Annotated in this window: 18 protein-coding genes and 3 pseudogenes; 12 read left to right on the top strand and 9 right to left on the bottom strand. The window is 70.7% G+C overall.

Going from position 1 to position 15,748, the window contains the following annotated elements; all coding sequences use genetic code 11:
• Positions 1–12: 12 nt before the first annotated feature.
• The 3 genes from ACFYXB_RS16700 to ACFYXB_RS16690 all read right to left on the bottom strand — a co-directional run bounded on the left by ACFYXB_RS16700 (position 13) and on the right by ACFYXB_RS16690 (position 2,031).
• Positions 13–1,077 (bottom strand): RNA polymerase sigma factor SigF, encoded by a 1,065-nt coding sequence (locus ACFYXB_RS16700; protein WP_389582560.1) that lies wholly within the window; start codon positions 1,075–1,077, stop codon positions 13–15.
• Between the two features lie 17 nt (positions 1,078–1,094).
• Complete coding sequence (locus tag ACFYXB_RS16695) at positions 1,095–1,508, bottom strand: anti-sigma regulatory factor (protein ID WP_004925829.1); 414 nt, start codon at positions 1,506–1,508, stop codon at positions 1,095–1,097.
• Between the two features lie 262 nt (positions 1,509–1,770).
• Entirely contained in the window at positions 1,771–2,031 is a 261-nt protein-coding gene (locus ACFYXB_RS16690) for a UBP-type zinc finger domain-containing protein (protein WP_389582557.1), read from the bottom strand.
• Positions 2,032–2,092: 61 nt separating this feature from the next.
• Here ACFYXB_RS16690 and ACFYXB_RS16685 point away from each other — a divergent pair, with 61 nt between their 5' ends.
• The gene (locus tag ACFYXB_RS16685) at positions 2,093–3,688 is read left to right on the top strand and encodes a Na+/H+ antiporter (RefSeq protein WP_389582554.1); all 1,596 of its coding nucleotides are present in this window, start codon (positions 2,093–2,095) and stop codon (positions 3,686–3,688) included.
• On the opposite strand, the gene ACFYXB_RS16680 is transcribed toward ACFYXB_RS16685, so the two are convergent.
• Entirely contained in the window at positions 3,685–4,584 is a 900-nt protein-coding gene (locus tag ACFYXB_RS16680; RefSeq protein ID WP_389582551.1) for a 1-aminocyclopropane-1-carboxylate deaminase/D-cysteine desulfhydrase, read from the bottom strand. The genes ACFYXB_RS16685 and ACFYXB_RS16680 overlap by 4 nt on opposite strands.
• 197 nt (positions 4,585–4,781) lie before the next feature.
• Between ACFYXB_RS16680 and ACFYXB_RS16675 the strand changes: the two genes are divergently transcribed.
• From ACFYXB_RS16675 to ACFYXB_RS16645, 7 genes and pseudogenes are all read left to right on the top strand, one after another.
• Entirely contained in the window at positions 4,782–6,188 is a 1,407-nt protein-coding gene (locus tag ACFYXB_RS16675) for a family 2B encapsulin nanocompartment shell protein (RefSeq protein WP_389582549.1), read from the top strand.
• Positions 6,189–6,393: 205 nt separating this feature from the next.
• A pseudogene (locus ACFYXB_RS16670) lies at positions 6,394–6,795 on the top strand (polyprenyl synthetase family protein); the annotation flags it as partial.
• A gap of 192 nt (positions 6,796–6,987) precedes the next feature.
• The gene (locus tag ACFYXB_RS16665) at positions 6,988–7,233 is read left to right on the top strand and encodes a hypothetical protein (protein WP_389582547.1); all 246 of its coding nucleotides are present in this window, start codon (positions 6,988–6,990) and stop codon (positions 7,231–7,233) included.
• An 86-nt stretch (positions 7,234–7,319) separates the two neighbouring features.
• Positions 7,320–7,733, top strand: coding sequence for a YciI family protein (locus tag ACFYXB_RS16660; RefSeq protein ID WP_389582544.1), 414 nt, complete (start codon positions 7,320–7,322; stop codon positions 7,731–7,733).
• A gap of 16 nt (positions 7,734–7,749) precedes the next feature.
• A complete protein-coding gene (locus ACFYXB_RS16655; protein WP_389582542.1) occupies positions 7,750–8,958 on the top strand; it encodes an RNA polymerase sigma factor in 1,209 nt (402 codons plus the stop codon).
• A gap of 9 nt (positions 8,959–8,967) precedes the next feature.
• Positions 8,968–9,300: a DUF952 domain-containing protein gene (locus tag ACFYXB_RS16650; RefSeq protein WP_389582539.1), complete on the top strand. Its 333-nt coding sequence runs from the start codon at positions 8,968–8,970 to the stop codon at positions 9,298–9,300.
• Positions 9,297–9,572 carry a hypothetical protein gene (locus ACFYXB_RS16645; protein ID WP_389582536.1) on the top strand — a complete coding sequence of 92 codons (276 nt, stop codon included), beginning with the start codon at positions 9,297–9,299 and terminating at the stop codon, positions 9,570–9,572. The genes ACFYXB_RS16650 and ACFYXB_RS16645 overlap by 4 nt, the downstream gene beginning before the upstream one ends.
• 14 nt (positions 9,573–9,586) lie before the next feature.
• Here ACFYXB_RS16645 and ACFYXB_RS16640 read toward each other — a convergent pair whose 3' ends face one another.
• The 3 genes from ACFYXB_RS16640 to ACFYXB_RS16630 form a co-directional block, all read right to left on the bottom strand.
• Positions 9,587–10,336, bottom strand: coding sequence for a VOC family protein (locus tag ACFYXB_RS16640; protein ID WP_389582533.1), 750 nt, complete (start codon positions 10,334–10,336; stop codon positions 9,587–9,589).
• A gap of 43 nt (positions 10,337–10,379) precedes the next feature.
• Entirely contained in the window at positions 10,380–10,796 is a 417-nt protein-coding gene (locus tag ACFYXB_RS16635) for a VOC family protein (protein WP_389582529.1), read from the bottom strand.
• An 86-nt stretch (positions 10,797–10,882) separates the two neighbouring features.
• Positions 10,883–11,281: a helix-turn-helix domain-containing protein gene (locus tag ACFYXB_RS16630; protein WP_389582526.1), complete on the bottom strand. Its 399-nt coding sequence runs from the start codon at positions 11,279–11,281 to the stop codon at positions 10,883–10,885.
• Between the two features lie 107 nt (positions 11,282–11,388).
• Between ACFYXB_RS16630 and ACFYXB_RS16625 the strand changes: the two are divergent.
• Positions 11,389–12,494: pseudogene (locus ACFYXB_RS16625) on the top strand (anion permease).
• Between the two features lie 147 nt (positions 12,495–12,641).
• Positions 12,642–13,312, top strand: a pseudogene (locus tag ACFYXB_RS16620) (site-specific integrase); the annotation flags it as partial.
• A gap of 7 nt (positions 13,313–13,319) precedes the next feature.
• Here the strand turns inward: ACFYXB_RS16620 and sodN are convergent.
• Complete coding sequence (sodN, locus tag ACFYXB_RS16615) at positions 13,320–13,715, bottom strand: superoxide dismutase, Ni (RefSeq protein WP_004983535.1); 396 nt, start codon at positions 13,713–13,715, stop codon at positions 13,320–13,322.
• A gap of 145 nt (positions 13,716–13,860) precedes the next feature.
• Between sodN and sodX the strand changes: the two genes are divergently transcribed.
• The gene (gene sodX / locus ACFYXB_RS16610) at positions 13,861–14,295 is read left to right on the top strand and encodes a nickel-type superoxide dismutase maturation protease (protein WP_351344452.1); all 435 of its coding nucleotides are present in this window, start codon (positions 13,861–13,863) and stop codon (positions 14,293–14,295) included.
• On the opposite strand, the gene ACFYXB_RS16605 is transcribed toward sodX, so the two are convergent.
• A complete protein-coding gene (locus tag ACFYXB_RS16605) occupies positions 14,199–14,828 on the bottom strand; it encodes a CGNR zinc finger domain-containing protein (RefSeq protein WP_351343618.1) in 630 nt (209 codons plus the stop codon). The two genes, sodX and ACFYXB_RS16605, sit on opposite strands and share 97 nt — an antisense overlap.
• A gap of 113 nt (positions 14,829–14,941) precedes the next feature.
• On the opposite strand from ACFYXB_RS16605, the gene ACFYXB_RS16600 reads away from it, so the two are divergent.
• Positions 14,942–15,712: a class I SAM-dependent methyltransferase gene (locus tag ACFYXB_RS16600; protein WP_389582523.1), complete on the top strand. Its 771-nt coding sequence runs from the start codon at positions 14,942–14,944 to the stop codon at positions 15,710–15,712.
• Positions 15,713–15,748 lie beyond the last annotated feature (36 nt).

Below are 15,748 nucleotides of genomic sequence, written 5' to 3'. Positions count from 1 at the left end.
GGGCTGCCTCCGCTACTCCTCCACCAGCAGCTTCTCGCGCAGCTGGGCCAGCGTCCGCGCCAGCAGCCGGGAGACGTGCATCTGGGAGATGCCGACCTCCTGCGCGATCTGCGACTGCGTCATATTGCCGAAGAAGCGGAGCAGCAGGATGCGCTTCTCCCGCGGCGGCAGGTCCTCGAGGAGCGGCTTGAGGGACTCGCGGTACTCGACACCCTCCAGGGCCTCGTCCTCCGCGCCGAGCGTGTCGGCGACCGCCGGGGACTCGTCGTCGGTGTCGGGGACGTCCAGGGAGAGAGTCGAGTAGGCGTTCGCCGACTCCAGGCCCTCCAGGACCTCCTCCTCCGAGATGGCCAGCTTCTCGGCCAGCTCGTGGACCGTGGGGGAGCGGCCGTGCTGCTGGGAGAGCTCTGCCGTGGCCGTCGTGAGCGCCAGGCGCAGCTCCTGGAGGCGCCGCGGGACGCGGACGGCCCAGCCCTTGTCGCGGAAGTGCCGCTTGATCTCGCCGACGACCGTCGGGGTCGCGTACGTCGAGAACTCGACGCCGCGGTCCGGGTCGAACCGGTCGACGGACTTGATCAGGCCGATGGTGGCGACCTGGGTGAGGTCGTCCAGCGGCTCACCGCGGTTGCGGAACCGGCGCGCGAGGTGCTCGACGAGCGGCAGATGCATACGGACCAGCTGGTTGCGCAGCTCCGCGTACTCGGGGCTGCCCTCCTTCAGCTTGCGCAGTTCGACGAACAGCGCGCGCGCCCCGCTCCGGTCCTGAGGATCGTGCTGGGTGGCCTGTGCGCCCTGCGCGTCGCCCTCGGAGTATCGCTCGTGCTCGCTCATCGTCCCGCCCGTCGCCCTTCCACGAGCTCTCGCCTCCGCTCGGCTCGGGGCCAGGGCCCCGTTCCGTCCTTCCGGAGACGCGCTCTGCACGGCACCGTCCCGATCCGCCCCGGTGGAGTCACCCTCCGGATGCGGTCTGGCCTGTTCGGGGATGCCGTCGATGCCGTCCGCCATGCGTCGGGAACCGTCCGGGGAGTCCGCGCCCCCGGACGGCAGCTCCCGCGTGCCGCGCTCTTCGTCCCGCACCGGCCCGTCCCCGTTCCTCACGCCGGCCCGGGTCCCGCGCCGCGCTGTTTGTAGAGGCTGATCGACACGGTCTTGTCCTCGTCGACGGCGGAGGAGACCTTGCCCGCCAGGGCCGACAGCACGGTCCAGGCGAAGGTGTCCCGCGAGGGGGCGTGGCCGTCCGTGGTCGGGGCGGAGACCGTGACCTCGAGCGAGTCGTCGACGAGCCGGAAGACACAACTGAGCACCGAGCCGGGCACGGCCTGTTGAAGGAGGATCGCGCAGGCCTCGTCCACGGCGATGCGCAGGTCCTCGATCTCGTCCAGGGTGAAGTCCAAGCGGGCCGCGAGTCCGGCCGTGGCCGTCCGCAGCACCGACAGGTAGGCACCCGCAGCCGGCAGCCGGACTTCCACGAAGTCCTGGGTCGCGGGCTCGCCTGCGATCTGGGACACCCTCACCTCCATGGTGGTACAAGCTTCTCGGGGCCGAGGGTCGCCCCCCGGGGTAACGCGATACCTGGTTCAGCGGTGACGCTATCGCGCTCTGAACTTTCCTGTCCCCGGGACCCCGACCCCCTGGCGTCACTCACAGTAAACCTGCGGATACGCTCCGTGTCTAGAGGTCTGCGGGCCCAATTGGGAAGAGCGCGCGCCGGTTTGACGTACCCAGACGTCAGACGCTCGAACCGTCGGGACGGGCTGTTGTCATGCAGTGTCACACGAGTACGTGGTCGACGAAGCACCAGCGCCAGTTCTCGCCGTGCTCGAAGGTCCGCATCACCGGGTGACCGGACTCCGTGTGGTGCTTCGTCGCGTGCCTTCCCGGCGACGAGTCGCAGCACGCGACATGTCCACAGGACAGACAGATCCGCAGTTGCACCGGGTGCGTGCCCTGTGCGAGACACTCCGGGCACGTCTCGTTCTGCGGGTCGGGTTCGGGGTGCGGCAGCGCGTCGGCATGCGTGCACTGTTTCATGATTGCCAGATTACGACGGCCGAGCGGGTGGCCGCGCGGAAAAACGAGGGCGGGCGAGGACATGGACGTGTTGCCACTGCTGTTGCTGGTGGCATGCAGTACGGGGGTCGCCGCGGCCGCGCGGCGCACTCCGGTGCCGGCGCCGCTGCTGCTGGTCGCGGCCGGACTGGCCGTTTCGTACGTTCCCGGGGTCCCGGACTACACCCTCGACCCCGAGGTCGTACTGCCGCTGTTGCTGCCCCCGCTGCTGTACACCTCGGCCACCGACAGCTCTTACCTGGACCTGCGCGCGCAGCTGCGGCCGGTGGCCCTCCTGTCGGTGGGGTACGTGCTGTTCGCGACCTTCGTCGTCGGCTGGGCCGTCTATCAGCTCGTCCCGGGGATGCCGCTGACGGCCGCGCTGGTGCTGGGCGCGGTGGTGGCACCGCCGGACGCGGTCGCGGCGACGGCCGTCGCGCGGCGGGTCGGGCTGCCCTCGCGGATCACGACCATCCTCCAGGGCGAGTCCCTGCTCAACGACGCCACCGCGATCACCGCCTACAAGGTGGCCCTGGCCGCGGCCGTCGGCGAGGGCGCCACCTGGGCCGGCGGGGTCGGCGAGTTCCTGCTCGCGGCGGTCGGCGGCGTCGGGGTCGGCCTCGTGCTGATGGCCCCCCTCCACTGGCTGCGCACGCACCTCAAGGAACCCCTCCTCCAGAACACGCTGTCCCTGCTCATCCCGTTCGTCGCGTACGGCGTCGCCGAGCAGCTGCACGCCTCCGGTGTCCTCGCGGTCGTGGTGGTCGCCCTGTACCTCGGCCACCGCGCGTGGGAGGTCGACTTCGCCACCCGGCTCCAGGAGGAGGCGGTGTGGAAGATGGTCGCCTTCATCCTGGAGTCGGCGGTCTTCGCGCTCATCGGACTGCAGCTGCCGGTCGTGCTCAGGGGGCTGGGCGAATACTCGGGCCTCGACGCCACCTGGTACGCGGTGGCCGTGTTCCTCGTGGTGGTCGCGGCCCGGTTCGTGTGGGTGTACCCGGCGACCTTCCTGCCCCGGCTGCTGTCGGCCCGGATCAGGGAACGGGAGACGAATCCCACCTGGCGTGGCGCGATGGTGACGTCGTGGGCCGGCATGCGCGGTGTCGTGTCGCTGGCCATCGCCTTCTCGATCCCGGTCACGATTCACGGTGGCCACTCCTTTCCGCACCGCAACCTGATCCTCTTCCTGACGTTCACCACGGTCATCGGGACGCTGGTCGTCCAGGGCCTGACGCTGCCGCCGCTGATCCGCCTTCTGAAGTTCCCCGGGCGCGACATCCAGGCCGAGACCCTCGCCGAGGCCAACGCCCAGGCACAGGCCTCCCGAGCGGCGGAGGCCCGCCTAGAGGCGCTTCTCTCGGACGACCGCAACGACCTGCCCCCGCCGCTCGCCAACCGCCTCCGCGCCGTCCTGGAGCGTCGCCGCAACTCGGTCTGGGAGCGGCTCGGCGCGGTGAACCCGGTGACCGGCGAGACGGTCGACGACACCTACCGCCGGCTGGCACGGGAGATGATCAGCGCAGAGCGCGAGGTGTTCGTACGGCTGCGCGACCACCGCTACATCGACGACGAGATGCTCCGCACCCTGCTGCGCCGCCTGGACCTGGAGGAGGCGGCGGCCTACCGGGAGGCGGCCTAGGGCTCGGGGAACGGGCGGCCCGTCACGACCGCGGCGACGGTCGTTCCGCGCGGGAAGGCGCCCTCGTCCGTCAGGGTGACGAGTCCGTACAGCAACTTGGCGACATAGAGACGTTCGACGGGCAGGCCGTGGCGGGTCTCGAAGTTCTCGGCGAAGGCGTCGAGTTCCGGTGTGGTGCGGGCGTAGCCGCCGAAGTGGAAGCGGTCGGCGAGGGACCAGTTGCCGCGCCGGCCGCCGAAGGCGCGCTCCTGGAGTGCCTGTGTGTCACCGGTCAGGAAGCCGCCCCTGAGGACCGGAACACCCAGGGCGCGCTGGTCGGGGGCCAGCCCGGCGGCGAGACCGGCGAGCGTGCCGCCGGTGCCGCAGGCGACCGCGACCACGTCGGCACGGCCGCGCAGCTCCTCGCCGAGGGCCCGGCAGCCGCGCACCGCCGCGCTGTTGCTACCGCCCTCCGGGACGACATACGCCTCCTCGGCGCCGGCCGCGCGCAGAATGCCCGCCAGCGTCTCCGGCTCGCTCTTGCGCCGATACGTCGACCTGTCGACGAAGTGCAGCCGCATGCCGTCGGCCGCACACCGGGTCAGGGAGGGGTTGAGCGGGCGGTCGGCCAGCTCCTGGCCGCGGACAACGCCGACCGTGGGCAGCCCCAGCAGCCGGCCCGCGGCGGCGGTGGCCCGCAGATGATTGGAGTAGGCCCCGCCGAACGTGACGACCGTACGCCCGCCCGCCGCCGTCAGATTCGGCACCAGCTTGCGCCACTTGTTGCCGATCAGCTCCGGGTGGATCAGATCGTCCCGCTTGAGCAGCAGACGGACACCGTGCCGGGCGAAGCGGTCGTCGGCGACTTCCCGCAGGGGAGACGGGAGCCGGGGAGCGAGGAGGCCGGTGCTGGTCACCGCTTCATTGTGGCCCGGTGCCGCCGGGGGGACGGGTCGGGCCGCGTCGGACGAAACGCGCCGAGTGCCCAGTCAGTCAATGATCCATTCCCGCTCTTTCGGGTAATGGCACGGGCACGATCCGTGATGGAGGCTGGTCATGCGAACGATGCGCGGCGCAGTTCGGCGCCACTGCATGACTGGGAGGGCAATTCTCTATGTCGGTAGGCGAAGAGGTCCGCACGGATCAGGGCAAGCCGCAGCAGTCTCTGAACACGGCGGCCGCGCGGAACCTGGCCACCACCACCAAGTCCGCGCCGCAGATGCAGGAGATCAGCTCCCGCTGGCTGCTGCGGACGCTGCCCTGGGTGAACGTGCAGGGTGGCACGTACCGGGTGAACCGGCGACTCACCTATGCGGTCGGCGACGGCCGCATCACCTTCGTCAAGACGGGCGACCGGGTCGAGGTCATCCCCGCCGAGCTGGGGGAGCTGCCCGCGCTGCGGTCGTTCGAGGACGGGGAGGTGCTCTCGGAGCTGGCCCGGCGGTGCCGGCAGCGCGAGTTCGGCCCGGGCGAGGTGATCGCCTCGTTCGGCAGCCGGACCGACGAGGTGTACCTGCTCGCGCACGGCAGGATCGAGAAGATCGGCACGGGCCCGTACGGCGACGACGCGGTCCTGGGCGTGCTCGCCGACGGCGCGTACCTGGGCGAACAGGCGCTGCTCGACCCCGACGCCATCTGGGAGTACACGGCCCGCGCGGACACGGCGTGCACCGTACTGGTCCTGTCCCGCCAGGACTTCGAGCAGGTCGCGGAGCGGGCGGACTCGCTGCGCGACCATCTGCGGCTGCTGCGGGCCATCCCGCAGCAGCGCACCAACAAGTACGGAGAGAAGGAGGTGGACCTGGCGGCAGGCCACAGCGGCGAGCCGGACATCCCGCACACCTTCGTCGACTACGAGGCACGGCCGCGCGAGTACGAGCTGAGCATCGCCCAGACCGTGCTGCGCATCCACACACGCGTGGCCGACCTCTACAACCAGCCGATGAACCAGACCGAGCAGCAGCTCCGGCTCACCGTCGAGGCGTTGAAGGAGCGCCAGGAGCACGAACTGGTCAACAACCGGGAGTTCGGGCTGCTGCACAACTGCGAGTACGACCAGCGGCTCCAGCCGCACGACGGCGTGCCGAGCCCCGACGACATGGACGAACTGCTCAGCCGCCGGCGCGGCACCAAGCTGTTCCTCGCCCACCCGCGCGCGATCTCCGCGTTCGGCCGCGAGCTGAACAAGCGGGGGCTCGTGCCGGAGACCGTGGACATCGGCGGCAACCGCATTCCCACCTGGCGCGGGGTGCCGATCTACCCGTGCAACAAGATCCCGGTCAGCGCGGAGCGCACGACCTCGATCATCGCCATGCGTATCGGAGAGGAGGACCAGGGCGTCGTCGGGCTGAGGCAGTCCGGGATCCCGGACGAGATCGAGCCGAGCCTGTCCGTCCGCTTCATGGGCATCAACGAACAGGCCGTCATCAACTACCTCGTGACCGCGTACTACTCGGCCGCGGTGCTGGTGCCGGACGCGCTCGGTGTCCTGGAGAACGTCGAGATCGGCCGCTGGAGGTGACGTTCCCGCACTCCGGAGCCGTGTCCGCGCGCCGGGGCGGGTACACCCTCGGGATGCGCGTCCAGTCGGGGCGAAAACGCCACCGTCCGCGGACTCCGCGAGGGGTTCCCATGGCCGAGTTCATGACGAGACGAAACAGCGTCGCACCGGGACACCGCGCCCCACCGGGTCGCTGGAGACACGCGAGCGACGAAAGCCCACCAGGGAGGAGGTCGCGGCGCTGGACGGGTTGGGCCGCCAGGCCGGGCTCGCCTTCCAGCTGATCGACGACGTCATCGGCATATGGGGCGACCCGAAGCACACCGGCAAGACGGCCGATGCGGACCTCGCCGCCCGCAAGAAGTCGCTGCGGGTCGTGGCGGCCCTCACCTCCGGCACCCCGGCGGCGGCCGAACTCGCCGAACTGTACGGATCGCCGTACGACGAGAAGGACCTGGACCGCACGGCGCCGGCCGTCGAGCGCGAGGGCGGCCGGGACTGGGCGCAGGCCCGGGCGGCCGACCGGATGGGCCCGGCCATGGACGAGCTGTCCCGTGCGGTCCCCGACCCGGAGTCGGCGGCCGGCCTGCCGGCGCTCGCCGAGTTGGTGACCCGGCGCAGCAGCTGAGACCGGTGGCAACCGGCCCGTGCCGTCCACTCCGAACCCCGGAGCCTCCGGGGCCGTGCGGCTCCTGACCCAGCACGGCCCCCGGGGCTCCAGCCGGCCGGGTCCCGCGCATTCCCACGGTGTGCGGGGCACGGTCCTCTGTTCGACGTACAGCAGGAAGCGCTGAGTACTCGTCCGCCCTACCCTGAGGACATGGACAGCGAGGAACACGTCTGTCCCACTTGCGGACAGCCCGTCGAAACCATCGTCAAGCGGCACAAGACGTTGGGTGCCTGGGTCCCGGTGTGGGGTCCTGGCCCGTGCCACAACCCCGAGTGCGAGGAGAGCGCCGAGCACGCGTACGCCGTCGCACGGGAACGACCCGCACCGGAACGGCCCGCACAAGAATCCGCCACGCCGGAATCCACCGCTCACGAATCCGCCGCGAAAAAATCCTGAGGCCGTGTCGAGAATCCCGGCCCGGCTCCGACGTCCCCTGTGAAAGCCGCCCACCGAGGGGCGGCGAGAGCCGAAGGAGCGGACCGATGAAGTATCTCGTGATGGTGCAGGGCACGCAGGCGGACTACGAGGCCATGCGCGGCAAGGAGACCCCGCACGCCCCCGCCTGGACCGAGCAGGAACTCCAGGCCATGTACGCCTACATGGGCGCGATCAACGACGACCTCGCCGAGACCGGCGAGTTCCTCGACGGCCAGGGGCTGGCCGAGCCCGCACGGACCCGGCTGGTCGCCCGGGACAAGGACGGGAACACGGTGGTCACCGACGGTCCGTACAGCGAGACCAAGGAGCTGATGGCCGGCTTCTGGATCCTGGAGTGCGAGAGCCTCGAGCGGGTCACGGAGATCGCCGAGCGCGTCAGCCGCTGCCCCGGTCCCGAGGGACTGACCGAGTACCCCGTGGTGATCCGGCCGATCATGGACGGTGCCGGGGACATCTGAGCGCGCGAGCCCGCCCATGTCGGTGCCGACCGAGACCGAGGATCTGCTGCGACGCCACGCGCCGCAGGTCCTCGGCGCGCTGGTGAGACGGTACGGCCACTTCGACGCCGCCGAGGACGCCGTACAGGAGGCACTGCTTGCGGCGGCGCGGCAGTGGCCGTCCGACGGGGTGCCCGGCAATCCTCGCGGCTGGCTGATCAAGGTCGCGGCGAGACGGCTCACCGACGCCCTGCGCGCCGACGAGGCCCGGCGTGAGCGTGAGCAGCGGGCGGCGGCGCTGTCCGCACGCGTAACCGTAGAGGACCGGGCTCCCCGCGAGGACGACACGCTCTCCCTGCTGTTCCTGTGCTGCCACCCCGACCTGACCCCGCCCGCGCAGATCGCGCTCACCCTGCGCGCGGTCGGCGGCCTCACCACGGCGGAGATCGCCCGCGCCTGTCTGGTCCCGGAGCCGACCATGGCCCAGCGCATCAGCCGGGCCAAGCAGAAGGTGCGCGGCGTGAGCTTCGGGCGGCCCGACAACTGGGCCGAGCGTCTGCCCGCGGTCCTGCACACCCTGTACCTGATCTTCAACGAGGGATACACGGCGACGTCCGGCGCGAGCCTGATGCGCCGGGACCTGGCCGGTGAGGCGATCCGGCTGACCCGTGCGGTCCACCGTCTCCTCCCGGACGACGGCGAGGTGACGGGCCTCCTCGCGCTGATGCTGCTCACCGACGCCCGCCGCGGGGCGCGCAGCGGCCCGCACGGCGAACTGATCCCCCTCGACGAACAGGACCGCGACCGCTGGGACGCGACGGCGGTCGCGGAGGGCGTCGCGCTGGTCACCCGGGCGCTGTCGAGCGGTCCTGCCGGGCCGTACGCGCTGCGCGCGGCCATCGCGGCCGTGCACGACGAGTCGCCGTCCGCGGAGGCGACCGACTGGCGGGAGATCCTCGGCCTGTACGACATCCTGGTCCGGCTGGTTCCCGGTCCCGTCGAACGCCTCAACCGGGCCGTCGCGTTCGCCATGGTTCACGGTCCGCGCGCCGGACTGGATGAACTCGACGCGCTGGCCGACGAGTTGGGGGCCGGTCACCGCCTGGACGCGGTCCGGGGCCACCTCCTGGAACGCGCGGGCGAGTACGACACCGCCCGGGCCGCCTACGAGTCCGCGGCCGCCAGGACCCTGAGCCTGCCGGAGCAGCGCTATTTGCAGGCGCGGGCGGCCCGGCTCAGGACTTAGCGTTGCCGCATGACCAAACTCCCGTACATCGTCCACATCACCGAACGCGCCGTCTGGGACGCGGCCCGCGAGCGCGGCACCTACGAGATGTCGACGCGCGGCCGCACCCTCCAGGAGCAGGGCTTCATCCACTTCTCCACCCGCGACCAACTCCCGCGCGTGGCGGCCTTCTTGTACGGCTCCTACGACGGCCCGGACGAACTGGTGGTCCTGGTCGTGGACCCGGGACTGCTCCGGGTGCCGGTGAAGTACGAGGCGGTGGAACCGGACGGCGAGGAGTTCCCGCACGTGTACGGGCCCGTCCCGGTCGAAGCGGTGGTGGATGTGGAGCCCTGGGGGTGACGGCGGAGGGGGGACGTCGACGCCGCAGACTGTGGCACGGGCTGGCCGTGGGGTGGGCGGTGGCCGTGGCCGTCGGGGGAGGGCTGACCCTGTGGCTCCAGGACTCGACCGAGCCGTCCGGGCCGTACGTCTGGCAGGACGCGGGCGACGACTCGCCGCCACCGCCGCAGCAGCAACTCGGGCGGGAGGGACACGGCGAGTGCCCGCAGCCGTCCAGGCCACCGGGCGAGCTGCCGATGCTGGTCCTCTGCGCGTACTCGACGCATCGGTGATCGCCGGACAGGCCCTACGTGCCGTTGGCCGTAGACCGCGGCAGGCTGCCCGTCTCCGGGTCGCGGCCGGTCAGGCAGTAGGTGCCGCCCGTCGGGTCGTGCATTACCAGCCAGTGGGGGCCGCGGGACACGAGGGTGGCGCCGAGGGTCTCGTGCCGGGCGCGGGTCGCCTCGATGTCCGTGCAGGCGAGGTCGAGGTGGGCGGAGGCGGGCCGCTCCTCGCCCAGCCGCTGCAGCAGCACCCGGACCGGGAGCCCGGTCGGCGGTCTGAGCACCCGAAACTCCGGGAGCGAGCCCGTCAGCAGGTCCCAGCCGGTCAACGCCGCCCAGAAGGCGATCTCGGTGTCGTACGCGGACGGCGGGATGTCGAGGCACACCTGGTCCAGCCGGCTGCCGGCCACGACCGGCGGCCGTACGGACTCCCCGTGCCATGGCACGGCACAGAACAACAGCCCGCCGGGTGACCGCAGTACGGCCCACCCCTCGTGTTCGGCGACCGGCTCCGCACGCAGTTCCCGGGCCGCCTTCACGAACGCGTCCACGTCCTCGACGCAGAGGTCGAGATGGGCCCCGCCCGCACCGGAGTCGACGCCCTGCACCTTCACGCAGGCGTCGGCGCCGTCCGGCACCAGGGTCACGAACTCGCCGTGTTCGCCACGGAGTTCGGAGAGCCGGGTGCCGGTGACGGCGGTCCAGAACGTGCGGGCGTCGTCGAGCAGGCCGGCGGGCCGGTCGGCGAAGGCGTAGGTCCAGCGGATGCTCATGCCGTGATCGTAGGCACGGCAGGGCCCCGTCCCGCCGCGAATTTCAGTCCTCGGCCCGCTCCATGAACCGCAGCAGGTTCCCGGCCGGGTCGCGGAACGCGCAGTCGCGCACCCCGTACGGCTGGTCCATCGGCTCCTGGATCACATCCGCGCCGGACTCCTGGACTCGTGCGTAGAGGGCGTCGCAGTCCGCGGTGGAGAAGATGACCCCGCGCAGCATCCCCTTGGCGAGCAGCTCGGCCATGGCCTGCCGGTCGGCGGGAGAGGCGTCCGGGTTCATGCCCGGCGGCTCCAGCACGATCTCCACGTCCGGCTGGAGCGGCGAGCCGACCGTCACCCAGCGCATTCCCTCGAAGCCCACGTCGTTGCGCACTTCCAGACCGAGTACGTCACGGTAGAAGGCGAGCGCCTTGTCGTGGTCGTCCACGGCGATGAAGCACGTCTTGAATTTCAGGTCCATGTGCTCACGCTAGGACGCCGGCCCCGCTCGCGCCCGCCCGTCACACGGACCCGTCGCGTTCGGGACAACCAGGGCGGCGGTCCGGGTCAGTAGCGGTGGCGTCGTGGGCGCGTTAACGTGCGGGACACGCAGGACGGGATCGCCGCGCTCTCCTCGTGCGACCGGGCCCGGTACGCACTCGGCGTCTCGCCGACCAGCTCGGTGAAGCGCGAGCTGAACGAGCCGAGCGAGGTGCAGCCGACGGCGAGACAGACCTCCGTCACGGAGAGGTCGCCGCGGCGCAGCAGGACCTTGGCGCGTTCGATGCGCCGGGTCATGAGGTAGCTGTACGGCGTCTCGCCGAAGGCCTTGCGGAAACTGCGCTGGAAGTGGCCCGGGGACATCAGGGCGGTGCGCGCGAGGAGGGCCATGTCGAGCGGCTCGGCGTACTCGCGGTCCATGCGGTCGCGCGCCCGGCGCAGCCGGACCAGGTCCTCGATGGTCACCGCACCAGCATGGCACGTGGGTGTCTCCATGAGGCCCGCCTGTGTTCCTGGAGAGTCAGTCGCCTGTCATCCGCGCCGCATTGGTCCAGGCCTGCTTACCTGGTGAGATGGATCACATCACGTTCCTCGTGGCGGTCGTCGTCGTCACGGCTCTGGCCTTCGACTTCACCAACGGATTCCATGACACGGCGAACGCGATGGCGACGTCCATCGCGACCGGCGCGCTGAAACCGCGAGTGGCGGTCCTGATCAGCGGTGTCCTCAACGTCGTCGGCGCCTTCCTGTCCACCGAGGTCGCCAAGACGATCTCCGGAGGCATCGTGAACGACTCGCTCGTCACGCCTGGGATGATCTTCGCGAGCCTGGTCGGGGCGATCCTGTGGAACCTCGTGACCTGGCTGGCGGGACTGCCGTCCAGCTCGTCGCACGCCTTGTTCGGCGGTCTGATCGGGGCCGTCTGGGTCGGTGCGGGGTCCGGCGCCGTGAACTTCGACAAGGTTGCCGAGAAGGTGCTGATCCCGGCCGTGGCCTCGCCGGTGGTGGCGGGCGTGGCGGCGCTGATCGCGACGTACCTCGCCTACCGGATCACCGAGCGGGCCGCAAGGAGTCCGTCACCAAGGGCTTCCGGCTCGGCCAGGTCGCGTCGGCCTCACTGGTCTCGCTGGCGCACGGCACGAACGACGCGCAGAAGACCATGGGCGTCATCACGCTGACCCTGATCTCGGCGGGGGCGCTGGGCCCCGACGCAGGACCGCCGGTGTGGGTGATCGGGTCGGCCAGCCTGGCGATCGGCCTCGGTACCTACCTCGGCGGCTGGCGGATCATCCGCACGATGGGCAAGGGACTCACCGAGATCCAGTCCCCGCAGGGCTTCGCGGCGGAGACGGCCTCCACGGCCGTCATCCTCACCTCCGCGCACCTCGGCTTCGCCCTGTCCACCACCCAGGTCGCCTCGGGCAGCATCCTCGGCGCGGGCCTGGGCCGGCGGCTGTCGGAGGTCCGCTGGGGGATCGCGGGCCGGATGGCCCTCGCCTGGCTGATCACCCTGCCCTCGGCGGCGCCGATCAGCACGTCGTCGGCCGTGGCCACCACAGCCGGGTGGCGGGCTTGGAGGGCCGTCACGGCGTCCGAGAGCGGGAAGAGCGGCGGCTCCTCGGTCGTGCTGCTCTCCGCATCGACGCGGATGACAGCTTCGAGATCGTCCTGGGTGTAGTCCCTGACCCGCCAACCCGTCATGATCAGCTCCGCGTGTTCGGCCGTACTCCCATCATCAGCCGATGCCCGGAGGACGCGCGCGACAGGCGTCGGCCACGAGTCCGTCCTGGTGGCACGGAACTGTCCGCAGCACACGCCGCCGCCGTCACCGACCGTGGTCGAGGTCGAGGCGATGGCCCGCGTGATGCCGCCGTACATCCGCGCGGCGATCGTCACGCTCGCCGGATCAGGCTTGCGAATAGGCGAGTTGCTCGGCCTCAAGGTGTCGGACGTCGACTTCAAGGCCGGCACCATCCGCGTCGAGCGCCAGCGCCTCCAGTCCGGGAAGATCGGGACGCCGAAGACCGCCAAGTCCCCGCGCACCGTCCCGGTCGGCGAAGTCGTCACCGACGCGCTGCTCACGCACCTCGCCGCACGCCCTCCAAGGAGTGGCTGTTCGCGATGGAGGAGGACGAGCCTCTCAACTACCGCCGCTGGAAGACGGAGTGGAACTGTGCTCGCAGGACGCTCCAGGCGGCGGAGAACGAGGCGGCCGACCGCGATGGCCGCAAGCCCGTCGCGCTGCCCCACATGGTGACCCACGACCTGCGCCACTTCTTCGCCTCCGCCCTCATCGCCGGCGGAGCGAGCGTCGAACAGGTCCAGCTGGTCCTCGGCCATGCGTCCGCCGTCATCACGCTGCGGATCTACGCCCACCTGTGGCCGGGCGAAGAAGACCGCACCCGGACCGTCATGGACGCCGTTCTCGGCGGCCTGCGGACCGGGTGCGGACAGGGAGACGCTGCAACCAAGGAAATTGCAGGTCAGAGGGCATGATCCAAGATCAGGCCTTCTTGGTCTCCCAGAAGATCTTGTCGATCTGGGCGATGTAGTCCAGAGCCTTCTGACCGGTGGCCGGGTCCGTGGACGCCTTGGCGGCCGAGAGGGCCTTCAGGGTGTCGTTGACCAGTTGATGCAGCTCCGGGTACTTCTCGAAGTGCGGGGGCTTGAAGTAGTCGCTCCAGAGCACGGAGACATGGTGCTTCGCGAGCTCGGCGCGCTGCTCCTTGATGACGGTGGCGCGAGCCTGGAAGTGCGGGTCGTCGTTGCCGGCCATCTTTTCCTGGACGGCCTTCACCGACTCCGCCTCGATGCGGGCCTGGGCAGGGTCGTACACACCGCAGGGCAGGTCGCAGTGTGCGCTGACCTTGACCTTGGGGGCAAACAGGCGGGAAAGCATGGAGCATTCCTTCCTCGTGATCGTCTTCTCAGGTGGGACATTACTCCCTGGAAGGCGTGTTTTCTCGAGTGCCCCCTAGGGCTTAGGACAAAAGTCCGGGGTCAGACTGGGACTGGTGGAGGAACGGACCGGGGAGGTGCCGGCGATGCCGGAGCTGTCGCAGGAGACCGAGCGGGGGAGGGCGGCCCTGCCCTTCGGACTGGCCGAGGTGACGGGGCCGTCCATGGTGCCCACGCTGTATCACGGGGACCGGCTCGTCCTGCAGTACGGGGCCATGATCAGGCCCGGTGACATCGTCGTCCTGCGTCATCCGTTCCAGCAGGACCTGCTGGTCGTCAAGCGTGCCGTGGAGCTGCGCGAGGGCGGCTGGTGGGTGCTGGGGGACAACGCGTACGCGGGCGGGGACAGTACCGATTACGGGGTCGTCCCCGAGGAACTGGTGCTCGGCCGGGTGCGCTTTCGGTACCGGCCGCGCCGGGCCGATCAGCGTTCGCCGCTGGCGCTGGTGCGCTGGGTGCTTTCGGCGGCATGGCCCGTCTTCTCCGACCGGTCGGCCTCCAGGCGCTTCCGGGCGCGGTAGGCGGCCACGTTGGCGCGAGTCGCGCAGCGATCGGAGCAGTAGCGCCGGGAGCGGTTCGTGGACGTGTCGAGGTAGGCGTTGCGGCAGGGCGCGGCCTCGCACAGGCCGAGGCGGTCCACGCCGTACTCCGTCAGGTGGAACGCCAGGCCCATCGCCGCGATCGCCGCGTAGCCGGCGGTGGCGTTCGACGGGTGGTCCGCCAGGTGCATGTGCCACAGCGGGCGGCCGTCGTCGTCCCGGTGGTCGTGACCGGAGATCTGCGGGCTCACCGGGAACTCCAGCAGGAGTGAGTTGAGCAGGTCCACCGCCAGGGTCTCGTCGCCCTTGTCGGCGGCTTCGAAGACCGCGCGCAGCCGGGCCCGTACCGAGCGGAAGCGCGTGACGTCGGCGTCCGTGGCGCGGCGGGCCGCCGACTGGTTGACGCCGAACAGATCGCGAACGGCGTCGACCGACGTGAGCGTGTCCTTGCCCCGGAGCGGTTCCTCGCTGTTGACGAGGCGCACGGCGTAATCCGAGTAATAGGCCAGTTCCACTTGTAGTCCTTACGGGGGCGCTCTATGGTCGTGGATGCGGTCGGGTAACAGACGATCGTGCTACTTGGGTGTTACTTCCAGGGTATTACGGGATGTCCGCGGTGGAGGTTGCGATGACGGACGCACAGACGACCACGACCGGCGCCGACTGGGCGGCGTGGCAGGAGAGCTGGGACCGGCAGCAGGAGTGGTACATGCCGGACCGCGAGGAACGCTTCCGAATCATGCTCGACATGGTCGAGGCCCTCGTCGGCACCGCACCCCGCGTCCTCGACCTCGCCTGCGGCACCGGCAGCATCACCGCCCGGCTGCTGCGGCGGTTCCCCGGCGCCACGAGCACCGGCGTCGACCTCGACCCGGCCCTCCTCGCCATCGCGCGCGGCACGTTCGAGGGTGACGAGCGCGCCTCCTTCGTCACCGCCGACCTCAAGGACCCGGACTGGGCGACGCGGCTGCCGTACGACTCGTACGACGCCGTCCTGACCGCCACGGCCCTGCACTGGCTGCACAGCGAACCCCTCGCGGCCCTCTACGGTCAGGTCGCGGGGCTGGTCCGCGACGGCGGTGTCTTCATGAACGCGGACCACATGATCGACGACACCACGCCCCGGATCAACGCCGCCGAGCGGGCCCAGCGGCACGCCCGTATGGATCAGGCCAAGCGGGACGGCGCCCTGGACTGGGCGGACTGGTGGCAGGTCGCCGCCCAGGACCCGGTCCTCGCCGGGCCGACCGCCCGCCGCTTCGAGATCTACAGCGAGCACGCCGACGGCGACATGCCCTCCGCCGCCTGGCACGCGCGCGTGCTGCGCGAGCAGGGCTTCGGCGAGGCCCGGCCCGTGTGGTGCTCGCCCTCGGACACACTGCTCCTCGCGCTCAAGTAGGGCCCCGCGACAACCGGTTGAGGCGGTACGGGAAAT

It is taken from the genome of Streptomyces sp. NPDC002619 (assembly GCF_042889305.1).
In the GTDB taxonomy this organism is placed as follows: Bacteria; Actinomycetota; Actinomycetes; order Streptomycetales; family Streptomycetaceae; genus Streptomyces.
Note: the sequence above shows the minus strand (reverse complement) of the source record. Positions and strands in the feature narration are given on the sequence as shown.